This is a genomic window from Pseudomonas marginalis, assembly GCF_001645105.1.
GTDB lineage: Bacteria > Pseudomonadota > Gammaproteobacteria > Pseudomonadales > Pseudomonadaceae > Aquipseudomonas > Aquipseudomonas petroselini.
The window spans coordinates 21,395-39,820 of the sequence record NZ_LKEG01000013.1 but is presented as its reverse complement, the minus strand read 5'-3'; the positions used below and the strand labels follow the sequence as shown (position 1 = coordinate 39,820).

16 protein-coding genes are annotated in these 18,426 nt (G+C 60.8%); 4 read left to right on the top strand and 12 right to left on the bottom strand.

Annotated elements, in window-relative coordinates; all coding sequences use genetic code 11:
* Nucleotides 1-71: 71 nt before the first annotated feature.
* The 3 genes from praA to AO064_RS01040 all read right to left on the bottom strand — a co-directional run bounded on the left by praA (nucleotide 72) and on the right by AO064_RS01040 (nucleotide 3,273).
* On the bottom strand, nucleotides 72-566 hold the full coding sequence (praA, locus tag AO064_RS01050) for an alkane oxidation protein activator PraA (RefSeq protein ID WP_012724682.1): 495 nt from the start codon (nucleotides 564-566) through the stop codon (nucleotides 72-74).
* A 133-nt stretch (nucleotides 567-699) separates the two neighbouring features.
* On the bottom strand, nucleotides 700-1,980 hold the full coding sequence (locus AO064_RS01045; protein ID WP_064052142.1) for an alkane 1-monooxygenase: 1,281 nt from the start codon (nucleotides 1,978-1,980) through the stop codon (nucleotides 700-702).
* Between the two features lie 294 nt (nucleotides 1,981-2,274).
* Nucleotides 2,275-3,273, bottom strand: coding sequence for an alpha/beta fold hydrolase (locus tag AO064_RS01040; RefSeq protein WP_244159436.1), 999 nt, complete (start codon nucleotides 3,271-3,273; stop codon nucleotides 2,275-2,277).
* A gap of 266 nt (nucleotides 3,274-3,539) precedes the next feature.
* Here AO064_RS01040 and AO064_RS01035 point away from each other — a divergent pair, with 266 nt between their 5' ends.
* From AO064_RS01035 to AO064_RS01025, 3 genes are read left to right on the top strand one after another with little or no spacing between them, the layout of a single operon-like run.
* On the top strand, nucleotides 3,540-5,078 hold the full coding sequence (locus AO064_RS01035; RefSeq protein WP_064052140.1) for a flavin-containing monooxygenase: 1,539 nt from the start codon (nucleotides 3,540-3,542) through the stop codon (nucleotides 5,076-5,078).
* Entirely contained in the window at nucleotides 5,075-5,965 is an 891-nt protein-coding gene (locus tag AO064_RS01030; protein ID WP_064052139.1) for an SDR family NAD(P)-dependent oxidoreductase, read from the top strand. Before AO064_RS01035 ends, AO064_RS01030 begins: the two co-directional genes overlap by 4 nt.
* 15 nt (nucleotides 5,966-5,980) lie before the next feature.
* Nucleotides 5,981-6,814, top strand: a complete 834-nt coding sequence (locus AO064_RS01025) for a metal-dependent hydrolase (RefSeq protein WP_046034769.1) — start codon at nucleotides 5,981-5,983, stop codon at nucleotides 6,812-6,814.
* On the opposite strand, the gene AO064_RS01020 is transcribed toward AO064_RS01025, so the two are convergent.
* Nucleotides 6,811-8,886 carry a PTS sugar transporter subunit IIC/EAL domain-containing protein gene (locus AO064_RS01020; protein ID WP_064052138.1) on the bottom strand — a complete coding sequence of 692 codons (2,076 nt, stop codon included), beginning with the start codon at nucleotides 8,884-8,886 and terminating at the stop codon, nucleotides 6,811-6,813. The two genes, AO064_RS01025 and AO064_RS01020, sit on opposite strands and share 4 nt — an antisense overlap.
* A 253-nt stretch (nucleotides 8,887-9,139) precedes the next feature.
* Here AO064_RS01020 and AO064_RS01015 point away from each other — a divergent pair, with 253 nt between their 5' ends.
* The gene (locus AO064_RS01015) at nucleotides 9,140-9,469 is read left to right on the top strand and encodes a DUF6388 family protein (RefSeq protein WP_064052137.1); all 330 of its coding nucleotides are present in this window, start codon (nucleotides 9,140-9,142) and stop codon (nucleotides 9,467-9,469) included.
* A 4-nt stretch (nucleotides 9,470-9,473) separates the two neighbouring features.
* Here AO064_RS01015 and AO064_RS01010 read toward each other — a convergent pair whose 3' ends face one another.
* The 8 genes from AO064_RS01010 to AO064_RS29915 are packed head-to-tail and all read right to left on the bottom strand — an operon-like array spanning nucleotide 9,474 to nucleotide 18,426.
* Nucleotides 9,474-10,319 (bottom strand): serine/threonine-protein kinase, encoded by an 846-nt coding sequence (locus AO064_RS01010; protein ID WP_064052136.1) that lies wholly within the window; start codon nucleotides 10,317-10,319, stop codon nucleotides 9,474-9,476.
* Entirely contained in the window at nucleotides 10,316-11,059 is a 744-nt protein-coding gene (locus AO064_RS01005; RefSeq protein ID WP_064052135.1) for a PP2C family protein-serine/threonine phosphatase, read from the bottom strand. Before AO064_RS01005 ends, AO064_RS01010 begins: the two co-directional genes overlap by 4 nt.
* Nucleotides 11,026-14,400 carry a type VI secretion system membrane subunit TssM gene (gene tssM, locus AO064_RS01000; protein WP_064052134.1) on the bottom strand — a complete coding sequence of 1,125 codons (3,375 nt, stop codon included), beginning with the start codon at nucleotides 14,398-14,400 and terminating at the stop codon, nucleotides 11,026-11,028. Before tssM ends, AO064_RS01005 begins: the two co-directional genes overlap by 34 nt.
* 15 nt (nucleotides 14,401-14,415) lie before the next feature.
* The gene (gene icmH / locus AO064_RS00995) at nucleotides 14,416-15,279 is read right to left on the bottom strand and encodes a type IVB secretion system protein IcmH/DotU (RefSeq protein ID WP_064052133.1); all 864 of its coding nucleotides are present in this window, start codon (nucleotides 15,277-15,279) and stop codon (nucleotides 14,416-14,418) included.
* 5 nt (nucleotides 15,280-15,284) lie between these two features.
* On the bottom strand, nucleotides 15,285-16,613 hold the full coding sequence (gene tssK, locus AO064_RS00990) for a type VI secretion system baseplate subunit TssK (RefSeq protein ID WP_064052132.1): 1,329 nt from the start codon (nucleotides 16,611-16,613) through the stop codon (nucleotides 15,285-15,287).
* 1 nt (nucleotide 16,614) lies between these two features.
* Nucleotides 16,615-17,100 (bottom strand): type VI secretion system lipoprotein TssJ, encoded by a 486-nt coding sequence (tssJ, locus tag AO064_RS00985; protein ID WP_064052131.1) that lies wholly within the window; start codon nucleotides 17,098-17,100, stop codon nucleotides 16,615-16,617.
* A 5-nt stretch (nucleotides 17,101-17,105) separates the two neighbouring features.
* Nucleotides 17,106-18,278, bottom strand: a complete 1,173-nt coding sequence (tagH, locus tag AO064_RS00980) for a type VI secretion system-associated FHA domain protein TagH (RefSeq protein WP_064052130.1) — start codon at nucleotides 18,276-18,278, stop codon at nucleotides 17,106-17,108.
* A 16-nt stretch (nucleotides 18,279-18,294) separates the two neighbouring features.
* Complete coding sequence (locus tag AO064_RS29915; RefSeq protein ID WP_080943345.1) at nucleotides 18,295-18,426, bottom strand: type VI secretion protein; 132 nt, start codon at nucleotides 18,424-18,426, stop codon at nucleotides 18,295-18,297.

Sequence of the window (18,426 nt, the reverse complement as noted above, 5' to 3'; positions counted from 1 at the left end):
GTCACGGTGAAACTGCAGAACTTCCCTTTCCAGCCAAATTTCAATTCAATTACCGCAGTCGCATTCGACGCTTATTCAACAACCTTGAAGTTCGGCGGCATCTTGATCGACACCGTCTTGATCTTGCAGTCTTCGCCGATCGGGACGTTGGCGGCTTCCAACTTGCCGGTGGCGTTGTCCCACGTGCCGTTGGCGGTAGAGGGCCCGCACTTGCCGCCCAGGCCAAACGCGTGCACGTCCACGCTGATCTTCGACATGGAGCCACTTTTGGTGTCTTTGGCGACTAATACCCAGGGCAAGTTGATCGCTTCGACCCGGCTGCACTTGAGGCCGCCCTCGAATTCGACGGTGTCGACATTCACCGAAGTACCATCCGCCGCGACTTTGCCCGCCACCTTGATGGTGCAATCGGCGCTGATCAGCGCGCCTTTGGAAAAACTGATGGGGCCTTGGGCCGTAAAGGCGCTGCCGGCGGGTTCGATGCGCGCAGCCTGGGCCTGGTGATAGGCGATCAGGCCCAGCGCGGCCAATACGATATGGGTGGTGAACTTGGCAGGTGCTTGCATGGTGTACGTCCTTCCCTTTAATTATTTTTGTTCGGGTCAAACAACTTTCTTGCCACTGATCTGGAAAATCTCGGGCGACAGAAACCTGCACGGAACACAGGCCCCGAGTGCGCAAACAACGTGGTACTTGAACTTAGAACGGTGTGGCGCTGTTGCTGTACTTCTCCAAATACTTCAACCGCTGTGACGGCTGAAGATTCGCCAGGGTGATATCCCCGCCGTAATGATTCAGCACTCGATGGTCCATGCGACGGCGCCACAAGTAAGGCACGTACGCCCAGACAATCATGCTTGCGTAACCGTAAGGAAGTTGCGGCGACTCATCAAAATGGCGCAACGACTGATAACTACGGGTCGGGTTGGCATGGTGATCAGAGTGACGCTGTAACTGGAACAGGAAGATATTGGTAACAATGCGATTACTGTTCCACGAATGCCGTGGCGAACACCGCTCATAACGCCCATTGGGTAACTTCTGGCGTTTAAGCCCGTAATGTTCGACGTAGTTGACGACCTCCAACAGCGAGAAACCGTAGATGCCCTGGATAATCAGGAACGGCATCACGGCCACCCCCAGCCAGGCGATCATCGCCCCCCACAGCACCACGCTGTACATCCACGCGCTGAGCACGCCGTTCTGCCAGTGCCACGCCGGCAGGCCGAGTTTACGCAGGCGTTCACGCTCCAGGTTCCACGCCGAACGGGCACTGAACCATACCGAACGTGGCAGGAAGGCCCAGAAGCTCTCCCCGAGGCGCGAGCTGGCCGGGTCTTCCGGCGTGGCGACGCGCACGTGATGGCCACGATTGTGTTCGGTGTAGAAGTGCCCGTAGAACGTCGGGGCCAGCGTGACCTTGGCGAGAAACACTTCCAGCGCATTGGGTTTGTGACCCAGTTCGTGGGCGGTGTTGATCGCGATGCCGGTGGCGGCACCGGTCGACATCGCCATGCCCAGGTAGGTGAACCAGCTCGGTTCGCCATGCAGCTGGGTGCGGGCGGTGATGTAACTGGCGGCGTGGGACAGCCAACTGGACGGTTCCAGGTTAGCGGTAGCCTGCAACAGGCCACCCTGGATGATCCAGTCGATACCGCCGGCGGCGAGCCAGCCGGTGATCACCACAGAGGAGATGACGAACAGCACGCCGGTGTAGACGATCCAACGGTAGTAGCGTTGGGACTCAAGGTGGCCGACGGCGGATTCGGGCGGGTTGCTCACGTCTTCACCGAGCAGGCCGTCGATCAGCGGGATCAAGCCGAAGATCACCAGCACACCGACCCACCAGAGGGATTGGATACCGGTGGTGATGGCCAGGGCACCCGAGAGCAATGGAGTGGCCAGGGGCGTGATGCCCAGCCACCACAGATGACGCTTGCCGTCGGTCCATATGCTTGGGGCTGCCAGTGTCTGATTCATGGCAACCTCCGTGGCAGGGCAGCGGAAAGCAGGTTCAGGGAGCACTGAATGCTCCGGGCAATCAACCATGCGATAAAAGACGTTTTTTTCATTTTTATTCGCTCTTAGGCATTTCAAAAATCATTTCAAAACAAACATTGAAATATTTTTTTAAATAAATAGCGCGGAATCGATAGGTCGTCAACTATTTTTTCGAGGCCTTTCCTACGTGACCATGCAGTCTCTTTTTCAGCCGTTTGGTCAGGTCTCTAGCGCAAGCATTTCGGACCGTACAACCCGCAATGAAGGCCACGATTATTTGTTTGCCAAGGCAAACGGCGGATGCAGAATCTCGGCTGTTTCCAGCGGCCGCGCACGCTTGGCCAACTGGTGCACCGCCTCCACCACCCTCTCGGTGGCGGTAATCGGCAGCATATGCCCGCGCCCTTCCACGACCTGCAGCTTCAGGCCCGGGACCTTGTCGGCCAGGGCCTGGCCGTGTTTACGAAAGTCCAGGACCTTATCGCGCGCGCCATAGATCAGGCTGATGGGCAGCGTCAGTTGCGGGTAGCGCTTGACCATGTCCGGCAGCTCGTCGTTGACCAGCGCAATCTCGCTGGACGCGGCATAGAAGTTCTCGGGACGCATGCCCAGCAGCCCGCCGCCGCGGGTGGCGAAGTCCTCAGGGGCACTGTCCGGTGCGAACACCCCCTTGACCACCGCACGGCGCGTCAACAGCCCCATGGGCACGGTCAGCGTGTAGGACACCCACCGCCGCAGCCAGGCCGGTCGCACGGCCAACGACCAGAACACCAAGGGTAAGGTGGGTTGCGGATGGGTCAATGGCGCCACCAGCACCAGCCCGGATACCGTGTGGGGATGGTTAAGGGCCAACGCCAGGGAAATCGCGCCACCGAGGGAATGCCCCAGCACCAGCGGTTTATCCAGGCCCAGGGTGTGAATAAAGGCTGCCACTTGCCGCGCCTGGGCCGGCAGGTCGGCGGCGGTGCCTGTATGGCGCGTGGAATAGCCCGACCCCGGTCGGTCGAGGGTGATGACGCGAAAGTGCTCACGCAATTGCCCGGACAAGGCATAGGTCAAGTTGCGACTGCTGCCCATCAGCCCATGAATCATCACCAACGGACGGCCCTTGCCTTCCTCGTAATAATGAAAGCGCTCGCCGTTGACCTCCACAAAACGCCCATTGTTCGGAACGGCGGCTTCAATGCGCCGCGTCATCCAGACGCTGAACCCCCATAAAACGGCGCTCGCGCCTATCAACACAGCCGCCGCGATAACCCATTCAACAGCCATAGCTCGGTCCTCTGCATCCCCGCTGCTGGCGACCCGACCGGTATTGATCAAGGCCTCAGCCATCGTCCACACCCTGGACCCGAACGTCGTGCCTGTCCGTCGGACAAGTCGCACATGAGGAACCTGGGACTAGCGTAGGCGATATTTTCAGGTAGATTATTTAAAATCTTTTTTAAAATAAGTAATTCAATTTTTCTTTGCAATGGTGTTCTATCTAAAAGACACAACAAGAAAAGGAGCACCCCGATGCCCACGAAGGAATGCTTATGAATGCCCAGAGTGATTCAATCGACATCGCCATCATCGGCTCAGGCTTTGCCGGGCTCTGCATGGCGATCAAGCTCAAGGAAGCCGGGTTCACCGACTTCTTTATCGCCGAGCAGGCCGACACCCTCGGCGGCACGTGGCGGGACAACCACTACCCCGGCTGCGCCTGCGACGTGCAGTCCCATGTGTATTCGTTTTCGTTTGCGCCCAACCCGGACTGGACACGGCAGTTCGCGCCGCAAGCGGAAATCCGTGCTTACCTGGAGCAATGCGCCACGCGCTTCGGGTTGGCGCCCTACCTGCGTTTTGGCATGGGCCTCGAGCGCGCGGTGTTCGATGAGCCCCAGCAACGCTGGCAACTGAGCTTCAGCGATGGCCGCCAGGTCAGTGCGCGGGTGCTGGTGTCGGGCATGGGCGGTCTGTCGCGCCCGGCGTTGCCGGACATTCCAGGTCTCGACAGCTTCAAGGGCAAGCGCTTTCACTCCCAACAGTGGGACCACGACTATGCCTTGAAGGGCAAACGCGTCGCGGTGATCGGCACCGGCGCCAGTGCCATTCAGTTCGTGCCGAAGATCGCGCCGCACGTGGCGCATCTGGACCTGTTCCAACGCACCCCACCGTGGATCATGCCCAAACCCGACCGGGCGATCTCGCCTTTTGAACGCTGGCTGTTCAAGCACCTGCCCTTTACCCAACGCCTGGTACGCGGCGCTTTTTACTGGGCACTGGAAGGCCGTGTCGTCGGCTTTGCCTTACACCCACGGCTGATGAAAATGGTGCAGAAAATCGCCCTGCGCCACCTGCACAAACAAGTGGCTCGCCCGTCCCTGCGCAAGACCCTGACCCCGGACTACACCATCGGCTGCAAGCGCGTGCTGATTTCCAATGACTACTACCCCGCGCTGTCGCGCAGCAATGTCGAGGTGGTCACCGAGCGCGTGCTGCGCATCGAGGCCGACGGCGTGATCACCGCCGACGGTATCAAGCATCCGGCGGACTGCCTGATCTTCGGCACCGGCTTCCAGGCCACCGATCCCCTGCCCCGCGACTGCATCATCGGGCGCGGCGGCGTGGACTTGATGGACACCTGGCAGGACGGCGCGCATGCCTACAAGGGCACCACGGTGCCCGGCTATCCCAACCTGTTCCTGATCATCGGACCCAACACCGGCCTAGGGCATAACTCGATGATCCTGATGATCGAAGCCCAGGTGGCCTACATCCTCGACGCCCTCCAGCGCATGCAACGGCACGGCATCGCCACGGTGGACGTCAAAGCCGGCGTGGAGAGCGCCTACAACCAGCAGTTGCAAGCCAAGCTCAAACGCACCATCTGGAGCACCGGCGGTTGCCAAAGCTGGTACCTCGACCCGCGCACCGGCAAGAACACCACCCTATGGCCCGGCTCGACCTGGCGTTTCAAGCAGGTCACCCGGCAGTTTGCGCTCAACGATTATGTCGCCAACCGGCAACCGGGCGACGTGCCCAACCGCCCCCTGGCGACGCCCCACTCCACGCCTGAAGGGAGCCTGTCATGAAATCATTCAACGACCGCGTAGCCGCGATTACCGGTGCGGCATCCGGCATGGGCCGAGCGCTGGCATTGGCCCTGGCGCGGGAAGGTTGCCACCTGGCGCTGGCCGACAAAAACAGCCAGGGGCTGGAGCAGACCTTGGCGCTGATCAAGACCTCAACCCTGGCGCCCGTATTGATCACTACCCAGGTGCTCGATGTGTCCGACCGCCAGGCCATGGAGGATTGGGCCGCGCGCTGCATGGCCGACCACGGCAAGGTCAACCTGGTGTTCAACAATGCCGGGGTTGCCCTGTCGAGCACCGTCGAGGGCGTGGACTACGCCGACCTGGAATGGATCGTCAGCATCAACTTCTGGGGCGTGGTGCACGGCACCAAGGCATTCCTGCCGTATTTGAAAGCTGGCGGCGAGGGCCACGTGATCAACACCTCCAGCGTGTTCGGCCTGTTCGCCCAGCCTGGCATGAGCGGCTACAACGCGACCAAATTTGCCGTGCGCGGCTTCACCGAATCCCTGCGCCAGGAGTTGGACATGCAACGCTGCGGTGTCTCGGCCACCTGCGTGCACCCCGGCGGCATTCGCACCGATATCTGCCGCAGCAGCCGTATCGACGCGAACATGACCGGTTTCCTGATCCACAGCGAACAGCAGGCCCGCGCCGACTTCGAAAAGCTCTTCATTACCGACGCCGACCAGGCCGCCAAGGTGATCCTGCACGGCGTACGTAAAAACAAACGTCGCGTGCTGATCGGCCGCGACGCCTATTTCCTCGACCTGCTCGCCCGTTGCCTGCCGGCGGCCTATCAAGCCTTGGTGGTGTTCGCCAGCAAGCGCATGGCCCCGAAGCCCCGCACGCGGGTGTTTGAAACCAACGACGAGTCCCGTCTCTGAACAGGAGCACGCAGCATGTTGCCGATCCGCCGTGACATCCATTTCGCCCTCCCTGCCGAACGCATCAAGGACTGGCACGAGCAAGGCCCGTTCATCACGCATTTCTTCAATGCCCTGTCGCTGCTGTTTCCGCAGGGCGAGCTGTTTTTCATGGACAGCGTGCGCCACTACCGCCAGCGCATCGACGACCCTGAGCTGAAGAAAGAGATCCAGGGTTTTATCGGCCAGGAAGCCATGCACAGCCGCGAGCACGTGGCCTACAACGACTTGCTGCAAGCCGCGGGGCTGCCCGCGCACGCCCTGGACCGGCGCCTGAAGTTCATCCTCGACCTGCAGAAAAAACACTTGCCGGCGTCCTTCAACCTCGCGGTGACCATTGCCCTTGAACACTACACGGCGATGCTTGCCGAAATCCTGTTGAGCGACCCGTCGCGCTTCGGCGACTCACTCAAGGGCTACCAACAGATGTGGTACTGGCACGCCTTGGAGGAAACCGAACACAAGGCGGTGGCGTTCGACGTCTGGAACAGCGTGATCAAGCCCGGTCCCAAGCGCTACTTGCTGCGTACCGGGACCATGCTGTTCACCACGCTGTTATTCTGGCTGGTGGTGTTCGACTTCCACGTGCGCCTGCTGATTGCCGACCGCAAGTCGGGCGGGCACCTGAAAGGCTTCTGGCGCATGCTGAAGTTTCTGTATGGGCCCAAGGGAGTCTTCCCACGCATGCTGGTGCCGTGGCTGCACTACTTCAAACCCGGCTTCCACCCCTGGGACCACGACAACCGTGCGCGCCTCGCCGGTATCGACGCACTGGTCGAGGACATCGAGCAGGTCCGGCGCGGTTATTAGCCCTGCGCCAGGGCCTCGCGCTCACGCACAAAGCCTTGCAACTGATCGTCCGGCAGCGCCTTGCTGAAATACCAGCCTTGAATAATCAAATCGGCACCCGTATTCAGGAAGGCCAGCTGCTCGGCCGTCTCCACCCCTTCCACCACCACGCCCAGATTCAACGCCTCGCAAAAGCGCAGCATGCCGGTCATGACCTGGGCGCCCTTGGGGTCATGCTGCGCCACCACAAAGCTACGGTCGATCTTGATGAAGTCCACGGGGAATTGGTGCAGGTAACTCAGGGCCGAGAACCCGGTGCCGAAATCATCGATATAGACCTTGGCACCGATGGCTTGCAGCTTCTGAATGGTCTGGCGTGTGACCTGGATATCACTCACCAGCGCATCTTCGGTGATTTCCACTGAGACCTGCCCGTGGGCCTGGGCGAGGATTTCCACCAGGCGTTCGCCATAGGCGGCGTCGGTCAGGGTCGCACTGGAAATATTGATGGTCATCGGTAAGCTGAAACCGAGTTTCTGCCACTTCTGGTAGTGGCGAACCGCCTGGGATGCCACCCATACATCCACATCCGGCATCAAATGCGCCTGGGCCAGCCACTGCAGGAACTCCCACGGCGAATGCACTTTTCCGTCGGCATCACGGGCACGCATCAGTGCTTCACAGCCGGTGCACAAGCCAGTGCGGGTCGAGACCTGTGGCTGGAATTCAAGATAGAACTCGTAGTCGCTGATCTGCTGGATGCGGCTCAGTTCATTGGCCTGGCGCGCCAGGGTCTTGTGGGACGCGAGCACCGGGTCCAGCTCGCGCAGACGGCCCTTTTCCTCAAGGCCACGGAAAGTCATGTCCAGGGACTTGAGGTACACCGTGCCCCCTTCGGTGGCCTGGCGGTGGATGGCGCGCACATACGGCGCATACACCAGCGTACCCAGCCCCAGCAGCGCCACTTGCAGGGCCACCGCCACCCAATCACCGTGGGTGCTCAGATAGGCATTGAGCAGCACCGGCGCCGTAAACGGCACGCTGACCACCGCCGGCGACACCCACCCCATCTGCACCACCGTCAACGCCAGCATGGCGTTCAACGCGGGTACGATCAGAAACGGTATGAACAATCGCGGGTTAAGGATGATCGGCAAACCGAACAACAGCACTTCACTGACATTGAACAGTGAGAGCGGCAAACTCGCCACCGCCAACAGGCGCATGGACTGGCTCTTGGAGAACAGCAGGATCGCCAGCAACAGGCACAATGCGCCGCCCGAGCCACCGATAAACGCAAAGCTGCCCAACAGACCGCTGTTCAACACATACTTGATCGGCTCACCCGCCGCCAGTGCAGCGCTGTTCAGCACCACCGCCTGATCCAGCACATCGAACAGCGGCTGCATGGCGTAAACGCCGTGGATCCCGAAAAACCACAGCAGTGAATTCATCAAAGTCACAAACAAACCGCTGCCGTACGGCGACTCCAGGGCATCGAGTACCTGGGGCCCTTGGAGCTGTGCCACATAAGGGATCTGCAGCAACAAGGACAGCACGCTCACCAACGCCAAGGCGGTGATGACGCCCGGCACGACCATATTGATGGTGCCCCGCAGGTTGTGCCCTACCAGCTCTTCGTTGACCAGCCGAGTCCAGCGATAACGGTGCAGCCAGGCAATGGCCGGCACATTCAGCAGCGGCGAGGCAATCGCGATGAACAGCACGAAGGTGGCAGAGGCCCGGGGGTAGTCACGCAGGATAAACGTCGCAACCACCACATGGGCCAGGCACAGGAACGCTACGGGCAGCTGTGGGAGTCGATGCTGGATCGCCAGCATATAACCAATCGAAGCGGCTACCAGCAGAGGGATCACGGAACTGATCTGGTTGTGCAGCCCGGCCAGGAACGTCACCCAATGCGGGTCGAAGCCCAGCACGCGGGCAGATTCAGACAAGATCAGAAAGCCCGCCGACACCAGCAGGCACGGCAGGATCCACAACAGCCCTTCGCGAATCGCCCGCAGCGACTCGGTGCCGGCCAGGGCGGCCAGGCGCTGGGTGAAGAAAAGTTTGAACAGCGTTTGCGCCATGACCCATCCCTCTGCCCATCGCCCACTGTCCTTGGAAGGCAGGGCCGGAAACACTGGGCTAACGCTACACGTCCAGGCACGATGAGCGAAAGCCTTTTGCCACGCATCTAAGTGATTTTTCCGTATTGGATGACAGGCAATTCCGTGTTTTTTCCAAATAATTGAATGTTCCGACCTGGGCCAATGTCCGAATCTGCTTCAATGGGCATTATCCGAGTGTCACCCTACCGTTGCCTTTGTTTGGAGTAAGCCCTTGTCACAACCCGGTGATAACCATCAGCTCGCGCTGGACAGATTCCTCGACGCACATCCCGATGTCGCCACTGAACTTAATACCCTGAACCCGCTGGCCGCCCAGGCCAAGGGCGAAACCCTGGCGCAATACCGTGCCGAACGGCTGCATGAAGCCTTCGAAGCGGAAGCCGAGCGCCAGGGCCTGTTTGCCTGGGAGTTAACCCTCAAACTGACCGCCGAATCCGGCGAAGCCTTTGAAGCCCAGCGCCTTGAGGTGCATAAGGAAGTGGCGCAGATGGCCGGCCTGAGTTGGGTCGAGTACTGCCAACTGCATGACCTGGCCGGTTGACGCGTTACCCCAGGAACCAGCGACGTCGCCTGCCGCCCAGGACTTCGCGCAACTCGGCGATACATACCCTTCGCTGCTCCGGGTCCATCGCCAGTGCGGTGCACAACGTTGGCCAGCAATGCCTGGGCAGTTGCCGAGGTCTCGGCAACCGCTGATTGCGTTGGCGCTCGCCGGGACGCCGTCCCTCGGCCAGCTCATACAACACACACGCAACCCCATACAGGTCCGCGCTGGCTGATGGCAACCCTCCGGCCATCAGCTCCGGTGCCGCATACGCAGGCGTCCAGGCATTCAAGCGACTGCGGCTCAAACCCGGTAAACCAACCCCTACCTGCGCCTCGGCATGGCCCAGGCCAAAATCAAACAAGCGCACCCCCTGCTCCCCCACCATGATATTCGCCGGTTTCACATCGCCATGCAGGACGCCTTGCCGATGCGTGTAAGCCAGCGCATCCAGCAATTGCACGGCCATAGGTTGCAGCTCCTGCCACGGCAGGCCTTGCGGGCGTTCCGGGAGCATGCGGTCGAGGGTCAGGCCGGGCATCACTTCCATGGTGAAGAATGCCACCTGGTGGGCCGTGTCTACCTCGAAAGAAAATGCGCGCACCACGTGATCATGGCGCAGGCTGCGGGTCAGGGCGAACTCGCTGTACAACAATAAATGCGCATCGGTGCACGCGGAGAGTGTCTCGCCCAACAGCTTCAGCGCCACACGGCAGTCCGGCTCGCCGAACGCTTCATGCAGCAGGTCCCGGGCGCGATACACCACGCCCATCCCGCCTGAACCGAGGATCCGTTCAAGCTGATAGCGGCCCGCAAGCAGGCTCGGCGGGCCCGCTGCTGCGTTCATGGCTGGACCACCACGGCGGTCAAGTCATCTTTCGCCGCCGCCCGTAACGCGCCGCTGAACAAGCGCTCCACCACCTTGCGCGGCGTACCTGCACTCATGGCGCTCCCCAGCTCACTGTGGCTGAGCCCCTGGTACAGGCCATCACTGCACAGTAAAAACACATCCCCTGGATGGGCACTGAACTCCAGTATCTCGAGGCTCAGTGGCTGTCGGGCACCAATGGCGCGTGTCAGGGCCCTGGCGTCCGGATGAGCCCGAGCGCGTTCCAGGCTCAGTTGCTGCTTATCCATCAGTTGTTGCTGCAAAGAGTGGTCGCGCGACAGTTGATACAGGCACTGACTCCGCCAGAGGTAGCATCGACTGTCACCTGCCCAGATACAGGCTGCACGGTCGTGTTCAAGTAACAGCACAACCACCGTACTGCCCATGATGCCCGCCAGGCCATCGGCGGCTTGCAATTGGCTGTCGAGGTCACGCAAGCAGCGTCGCACCGCGTCGATCCGTTGCTCGAAGCCCCCATGGGCTGGCAGTGCGGCAAGACTGCTGACCACCCGTTGACTGGCCACATTCCCGGCACGATGGCCGCCCATGCCATCGGCGACCGCCCAACACCCGCGTTGCGGGCAATCAAGCCATGCATCCTCGTTGCGCGCACGGCCCTTGCCTTGCGCCGTGCGCCCTGCACTTCGCCAACGCAGCGCCCGGTTCACAATTGCTCCGGCAGGCGGAAGGTGCGCCATGTCGCGATCTGGAAAGGGCTGGGGTTACCCTGGCTGGTGAGCAGGTAATTGGCACGGAGGCCAGCCAGGTCGGCCTTGAGTATCTGCGCGTCCCTGCCGCTGGCAGGCTCGCTTTGCATCAGCTCGAAGAACCGGAACAACGACCAGGTGCCACTGTCTTTTTCGATGCCCAATGGCCGCTCGGCGCCGCGTTCCAGCACCAGGCTGGTGCGCCCATTTCCGGACGCGTTCGGCCAATGGAACACCATCGGCACGATCGGGCCATGCCGGTACTCCAACTGCTGACTGCCCACCTGCAACGTTGCCCGGCTGACGGCTTGATCCAGGCTATAGGGCGCCAGCGTAAACCTGACGGCCCAATCACCCCGCTCCTCGTTGAAAAAACCTTGGCGAATGGTCTGGGCCCTGGTCAGTTGGTCCAGCAACGAACGTGACATCGGCAAGCTGCGCCCCTCCAGCGCACGCAAGCGATAGCGGGTGCCCTCGACACTGACAAACGGCCGCAGATAACCGTCATAAAAACGCTCCATGGCCCCCTTCGGTTTGAAGAACGCCTGGAAATCGTCCAGGGCGACATCGCTGCCAGCATGGGCATTGAACGGGTAGCGGTGTTGGATCGCCTTCGTATAAAAGCCGTAGACCTCGCTTTGATAACGCTGATTCACGTACCCATAGGCGTTATCAAGCAGGTGGCGCCAGCTTTGCTCGGCAATACCTTCGAACCATCCCCTGAGCGGTTGCGGCAAGCGCGCTGCCGCATCACGCAGGTTGCCCAGTAGCGGCTGCTGCCCATCCATCCGCTGCCTGGCCAGCTTGAACGCGGCCTGCTCCGGTGAACTGTCCCGGTTCAGTGTCGACAATTGCAGGTACAGCTCATCGAGCAGGCGCAATGCCTGCGTCAACTCGACCCCGGGGTTCTGCTCTTCATCGAGCAACTGATGCAGAGGCTCGAAGCGGCGTTGCAACGCGCGCCGGGCATTATCGGGCAGCGTTTGGCGCGGTAACGCCTTGGCCAGCGCGCCGGATACCTTCTCGCCTGAGTCTGCAAGCTGTTGGCTCACCGTACCCAGTTGTTCGTGAAGCGGCATCAGTCGTGTGTTTTCACGCACCTGCTGCAACAGCTGCACCAACGCCGACTGAGCGGATGTAAGGCTCGCAAGCTGCTCCGTGCTGCGTCTCAGACTGTCACTTTCCAGCAGCCTGATTCGCCCCAGGGCATCACTCCAGGCATCGGCGTATTCGCTGAAATAGCGCTGTTCCAGCTCCAGCATGAGTTTGCGTAAGTCCATGACACTCAGGTCGGTGGCTTCCCCCAGCACCCAGTTGTCCTGGGCAATGGCATTGACCCACTGAGGGCCCTGCGTTTCGAAAAACTGCAGGTATTTTTTTGTGTAGAAACCCGGGATGGGTCGCTCAACCCTGGAAAATGCGGGGCCTTCGGCCAGGCGGTAAGGCTCCAGGTTCCGGGCTTGCTCCCGCAGTGCCCGGTAGACCACCTCTGCCAGTGACTCACCCCGTAACGCCAGGCGAGCCTGGGCGACCAGTTCATCGTTCAACGGCGCCTGGAACCCTTGCTCAAGAAGCCGAGCAAAGTGTCCGGCCAGGCGTTTATGCGCCGCAGCCTCCCCCGCGTACCCGGTAGCCCACTGCCCAGCCACCTGCTCCGCCAGCCAACTTGCATCACGTCGTTCGGGCAGGTTGAGCATCAGGTAGGCGCGCAGGCTGTCCAGCAGCCGTTCACGGTCTCCCAGGCTCGCTCGCACCTGTTCTCCGAGCAATGTGGTCACGTAGGGCAGCAATTGTTGATGCAAAGCGTGTTCATAGGCACTAGTCAACGGTGGACGACTGACATCCCCTTGATACAAGCCCGCCCGATCAACCCATCGCACTTGCACCGGCAGTGGAAATACGGTTGTCGCCGCCAAGCGACTGTCCAGCAGCGCCAGCAACGTCTGGCTCTGGTCCGAACCGGGGTGAATGGCGGACTCGGGTTGGGTCAACGCCTGAAGCTGCACCAGTCGCTGATGGTTGAACGAATAACTGTGCAGCCACAGCGCCCCCGCCGCGGCGATCACGACAGATGCGGCCAGCGCCAATAACCCATGGCGTCGACGTAGGCGCCGACGCTCCGGCGTATGCAACCCGGCAAGATCGGCCTGCGCGAAAACCACGCGATTGAACAGGCCCTGGACAAAATGGGGACGTACATCGCCGCTCTTCGCACAGGTCAGGTAGAACCCTCGCAAACCGTTGATACGCTGATGGCGATGGGCGGAAAACGCAGCCTCGATAAACACGCACAGACAGTCGCCGAGGCGTGCAACCTGCCGAGGAAAATCCAGCATCCGGCCACGGCGCTCAAGGTTTCGCTCCTGGTGCAAGCGCGGGATCAACTCGGCTCCCAGGCGTTGCAGCAGGGCTTCGAATGCGTCGCGTACCTGCTCAATATCAGTGCCGGCCAGGCCTGCAACCAGGCGCTCACCCAGCACATCTTCGGTGCTGTCGCCCTGCAGCGCATCAAAGAACTCGGCAAACCCAGCCAGCCGATCAGCCTGGGTCAATACCAGGTAAACCGGCACATCCACATGCAGTGTCTGCTGGATATCCTGCAAGCGGGTACGCACGTGACGCGCATGAAGCTCCAGGTCGTGTTCACTGCTGCGCAAAAGCGTGTCGACGCACAGCGTCACCACCACGCCATTGAGCGGCCGTGTTCTGCGCCACGCCTTGAGCAGGCCCAGCAATGTCGACCATCCTGCGCCATCTACCGCGGGATCAGGCTGGTCCAGGTAGCGGCCGGCCATCTCGACCATCACGGCTTCGTCGGCAAAATACCAGTCACAGTAAGCCGCACTCCCTGGGAACGCCGCTTCGGTCCGATCGAGCGGAGCCTGCAGGCCACTGGCGGCCAACAACGAGGTCTTGCCGCTGCTCCGCTCGCCAATCAACAGGTACCAGGGCAGTTCATTGCGCCAGCGCTGACTGTGCTCGCCGTAGCGACGAGAGGTCTTCAACGTCAGCAGGGCCTCCTTGAAACGCCCCCGTACGTGGCTTATTTCGTTGTTGACCAACGCCTGCCGCTGATGACGGTCGAGGTGTTCAGGCTGATCCGCCCGAGCGGAGCGGCGTGCGCCCACCACGACCATCGCCAGCCCCCACAGCAGCAACAACCCGCAGATGGTCAGCAAACGGGAGGTCGGGCTTTGCCAGAAACGGTAGTCATCCACCGCCAGCAAAGGCCCCAAAAACCACACCAACAGCGTACTCGAGAGCACCAGTAACAGGCTCCAGACCCAACTCTTGCGCAGTACCGCGCCCGCGCCCTTGAAGAATGCGTTCATACCTAGCTCCCAGCGTTACAAGGGCGTCCGAGACGGGACTGACACCGAAGATTGAAAAGGTTGCAGCGCCGTCATGCGCTCCTGGCCCAACATCCAGGCGAACCCTGAATACATCGCAAGCAAACAGGCCACTACACAGATGACGACCCAGGTGGTGGAGACAAGGCGAATCCGCGCCTGAGAGGCCCTACCGGTTTCCGGCGAAATGCATACCGGCAGCCGATCACCGCGCACATGCCTGATCTGGCGGTACACCGCATCGTGCAGGGTTTCCAGCTGCACCCGCCCCCGCTCCATGACGCGATATTTACCTTCGAAACCCAACGACAGGCACACGTACATAAGCTCCAGCATGGCCACATGCTTGACGGGGTCGCGGGACAATCGCTCCAGCAGTTGGAAAAATTTTTCACCGCCGAAAGTTTCGTTATGGAAGCGGCTCAGCAGGCTGGTCTTCGACCAGTCGCTACGACTGCCCCAAGACGTCGTGACCACAGCCTCATCAATGACACTGCACAGCACATAACGCGCCGACATCACCTGACTGTTCTCTACGCCTTGGTGCAAGGCACGCGCCTCAAACGCGTTGACGCCCGATGACAGCTGGTCATTGAGTGCCTGCAGGCTTTCCCGACCAGGACCGGCCTTGAGCTGAACAACCTGCAACAAGAGCTCCCAGGCGGCTGCCAATAAAATATTCGAACCCATCTTGAATGGCGGTGCGCCCTGCAGGTGGGCGGTATAGATCATGCGGTCTTCCAACTGCTCGAAGCGAGGCGGCGACGGGTAGTCCGTGACGGCGCCCCGCACCGGGCCCAACCCTTCACGGTCAAGCAGCACGGTTTTTTCATCCTGCGGGTATTCACTGTCCATAGTCATGGTGTTCAGTTCCTGATAGCCCAGAAGTTGAGTTCCAGCTCGGCGAACTCGCCGCTGGCGTGGAAGGCGAAACCACCGGATTGCTCCAGCTGCGTGATATCCCGTGGACTGAGCTCGAGCATGAAATAGGTCTTGCCGGCGTGGAACGGGATCTGCCGCGGCGCTACCGGCAGCGGCTTGACCTTGATGCCTGCGAGGTGCAGGTTCACCAGTTCACGGATGCGTTCCACGGGGCCGATCTTGAGATGGGCCGGCAGGCGATGGCGCAGCTCCTCCGAATCGCACTGGGCGGTGGCCGCCAGAATAAACGTGGCCGCACCGAGTAATTTGAGATCGCTGACTGGGCAGACCAGCACTCCGTACTGGCGCTGCTGCAGCGTCAGCTCAATGGCATGCTGTTCCAGGACCAGCGACAGCACCGTGCGAAGGCCTTCCATCAGCCCGCGAAAGCTCGCCCCTTGATCACCATGCCGGTAGTGCGTCGCCAATTGCGCACGTTTGTTGTCATTGGCGAACGTCGACAGCTCACCAAAAATCGCCAGCAACTCCCGATATAACGCTTCCGGACGGACCTGGGCCTGGCCCAGGTAATGACGCAATATCAATTCCGCACGATTGATCAATTGCAGCATCAGAAAGTCGCCGACCTGCGCCCCCGCCGACGCGCCGGAACCCTGGATGCGTGCGGCTATCGCATCGCCACGGGTGGCCAGCAGGCTGATCACTTCTTTGATGCATGACGACACATACCCCGAGCCCTGGAGATAGATGAACGTCGGCACAAAATCCACGTCCAGCGTCACGCCGCCTTCATGGGTCGAATCCAGGACCTGGGCGACCTGGAGTTTCACGTAGTAAGGATCACTCGGTTGTTCCCCCAGCATCAGGCGTAAATCCGGACGTGCACAGTTGATCTGGCAACGGGAATCCACGCCGGCATTGGAGTCTCCGATCTCCGTTTCACAGGCGACATAACGTGCCAGCACATCGCCTTGCTCCTGCGTGCGCACTTCAACCTGATTGCCCGTCGCCAGGGGCAGCGCGAGGTACAGGGCTTGCCTGCCGGCGTTGGCAGGTACCTGCAACACCAGGGGTTCCATGGCGCCGCTCAGTTCGAACAGACTGCCATCCGGCAATACGCCACTGGCCTGGTTGACCACGACCTTGCCCAGGTTGAGGTATTGCACATCGACGTCCAAGGTCAGGAAACCCCAGGCATCACTGCTCAACAGGCGACTGCGGTTGAGTTGCCGATGGTAGTAGCGATCATTGTGCTGCAAGTGCTGGGGCCTCAGCAGCATGCCTTCCTGCCAGATAACGTTATGGATCTGCATCTCAATGCTCCGCCGTGTCGGTTTGAGGCGCCGCCATCCGGATACCCGCCTGGTCCAGCACAAGGTCGGCACGGGTCAGTTGGCTCGGGGCCACAGGCACTACCAGCCGCCATTGCACATGGGGCAAATCGCGATAGGCCGCCAGCACGCCGACATAACGGCCATGGGGTTCGACACTGAGTTTGAGCGCCAGCTGTTCGCCGGGACGCAGCTCCCATTCCTCGCTGCTGAGCCAATCCTTGGACAGTGTCTGCTCGGCCCGGTCGTAGAGGCTGAAGAAGTCGGCGTTTTCAAAAGCCACCGGGTGCCGTAACTCAAGCAGGCGCACCACTACGGGCGAGGGACGTCCGTGAAGATCGGGGTTGACCGCCTCGCTGGCCGTCAACGTCAGGTCCAGCTTGGTCAGGGTCGAGAACGGTGAAAGCGTGCTGCAACCCGTCAGCAGGCCCAGCGCTAACAACGTGGATGTAACAGCGACTCGCGACATGAATATCATCCTGGGTACCCGGCGTGCAGGGTGGAGACCAGGCGCACCTGCTCCTCGTAGGCTTTGGAAAAATCATTGCGTAACAACTGCTCGCCCAAGGGATCGTCGTCCATCAGCCGTCGATAGTGGCGTTGATACGCCCGCCAATGGACGCCATCGGTAAACAACTTGGCTGGCCTGCCCTCGCGCTCGAAGCAACACAGCAGGTGCCCAGGCGAAAAGGCCGCCAACGCGGCCCGTACGGTGGCTCGGCAGGCCACGACCAAGGCCAGTTGATGAACTTGCAGGTCCCGACAGGTCTGGGCAACCGCGTGCTCGGCAGCGCGTTGGTCCGGCGCGCAAGCATCCAGCAGCGACGTCAGGGCTGACTGGGTGTCGGCAGCATCGTTCAACGGGTTACGGGTATTGAGGACCGGGACAACCAGCGTCCCGTTGATCTCACTGTTCAGCTCGTGGCAAGTTCTCAGGTTTTGCTGCAACCCTTCGACGGTTTGCCTGAGTAAGCCCGCCACCTTGATCGCCAGGCCCTCACGACCCGATGTATCAAGCGTGTCCATAGGCATGCCCAATGCTTGCGCGAACTGTGCCCAGAATGCTTGCGAAGCACCCGATGCAGCGGTAACGGGCTCTGGAGATAGGACCTCCTTGACCGGTTCAGCCCATGTCGGTACGACCAAATGATCGCGGTCCACGCGCCCCTGACAAAGCGCTTGGATCGGCGCCGGCGCTGATGTGTCCAAGGCGTCCAGTTCTGCTGATGAATCGCCACGCCGTTGCTCGCGATCCAATGCTTGGACAGGGTCAAGCCCCAGGAACGCATCGTCTGGAATCATGTCATCCCGCGCAAACGTCTGCCGGGCATCCATCACCAGGCGGGCACGGATATCCAGCGCCCCCAGTTGGTACACATCACCGTTACTGATGAGCCGTGCCTGGCCCTTGCACAGACGCTCCATGCTGCCTGATACGCCGATGCCGTTGCTGCTGATGTCCGTCAGAAAGTAGTGGCCTTCCCGGTAACTGACCAAGCCGTGGTGGCTGGAAATCAAGCGATTGGCATCAGGGATGATCCAGTCACACCCCGACCCACGGCCGATCACGCCGCCAATACGATCAAACGTTTTGCCGACAGACAGCACACCGCTTGCGGTACTGCAGACTTCAAACACTAATTGCATGGCAGCGCTCCCCTGCTCACTGCCCACGACGGGTCGCCTGGGGGTCACCCAATGGACGGTAGTCGGCATCATCAAAGACATAATTGGCGTTACAGCCGCTCAACAAACACAACGCAAGCACCACGGCTCGCCACGGATGAAAAGACAT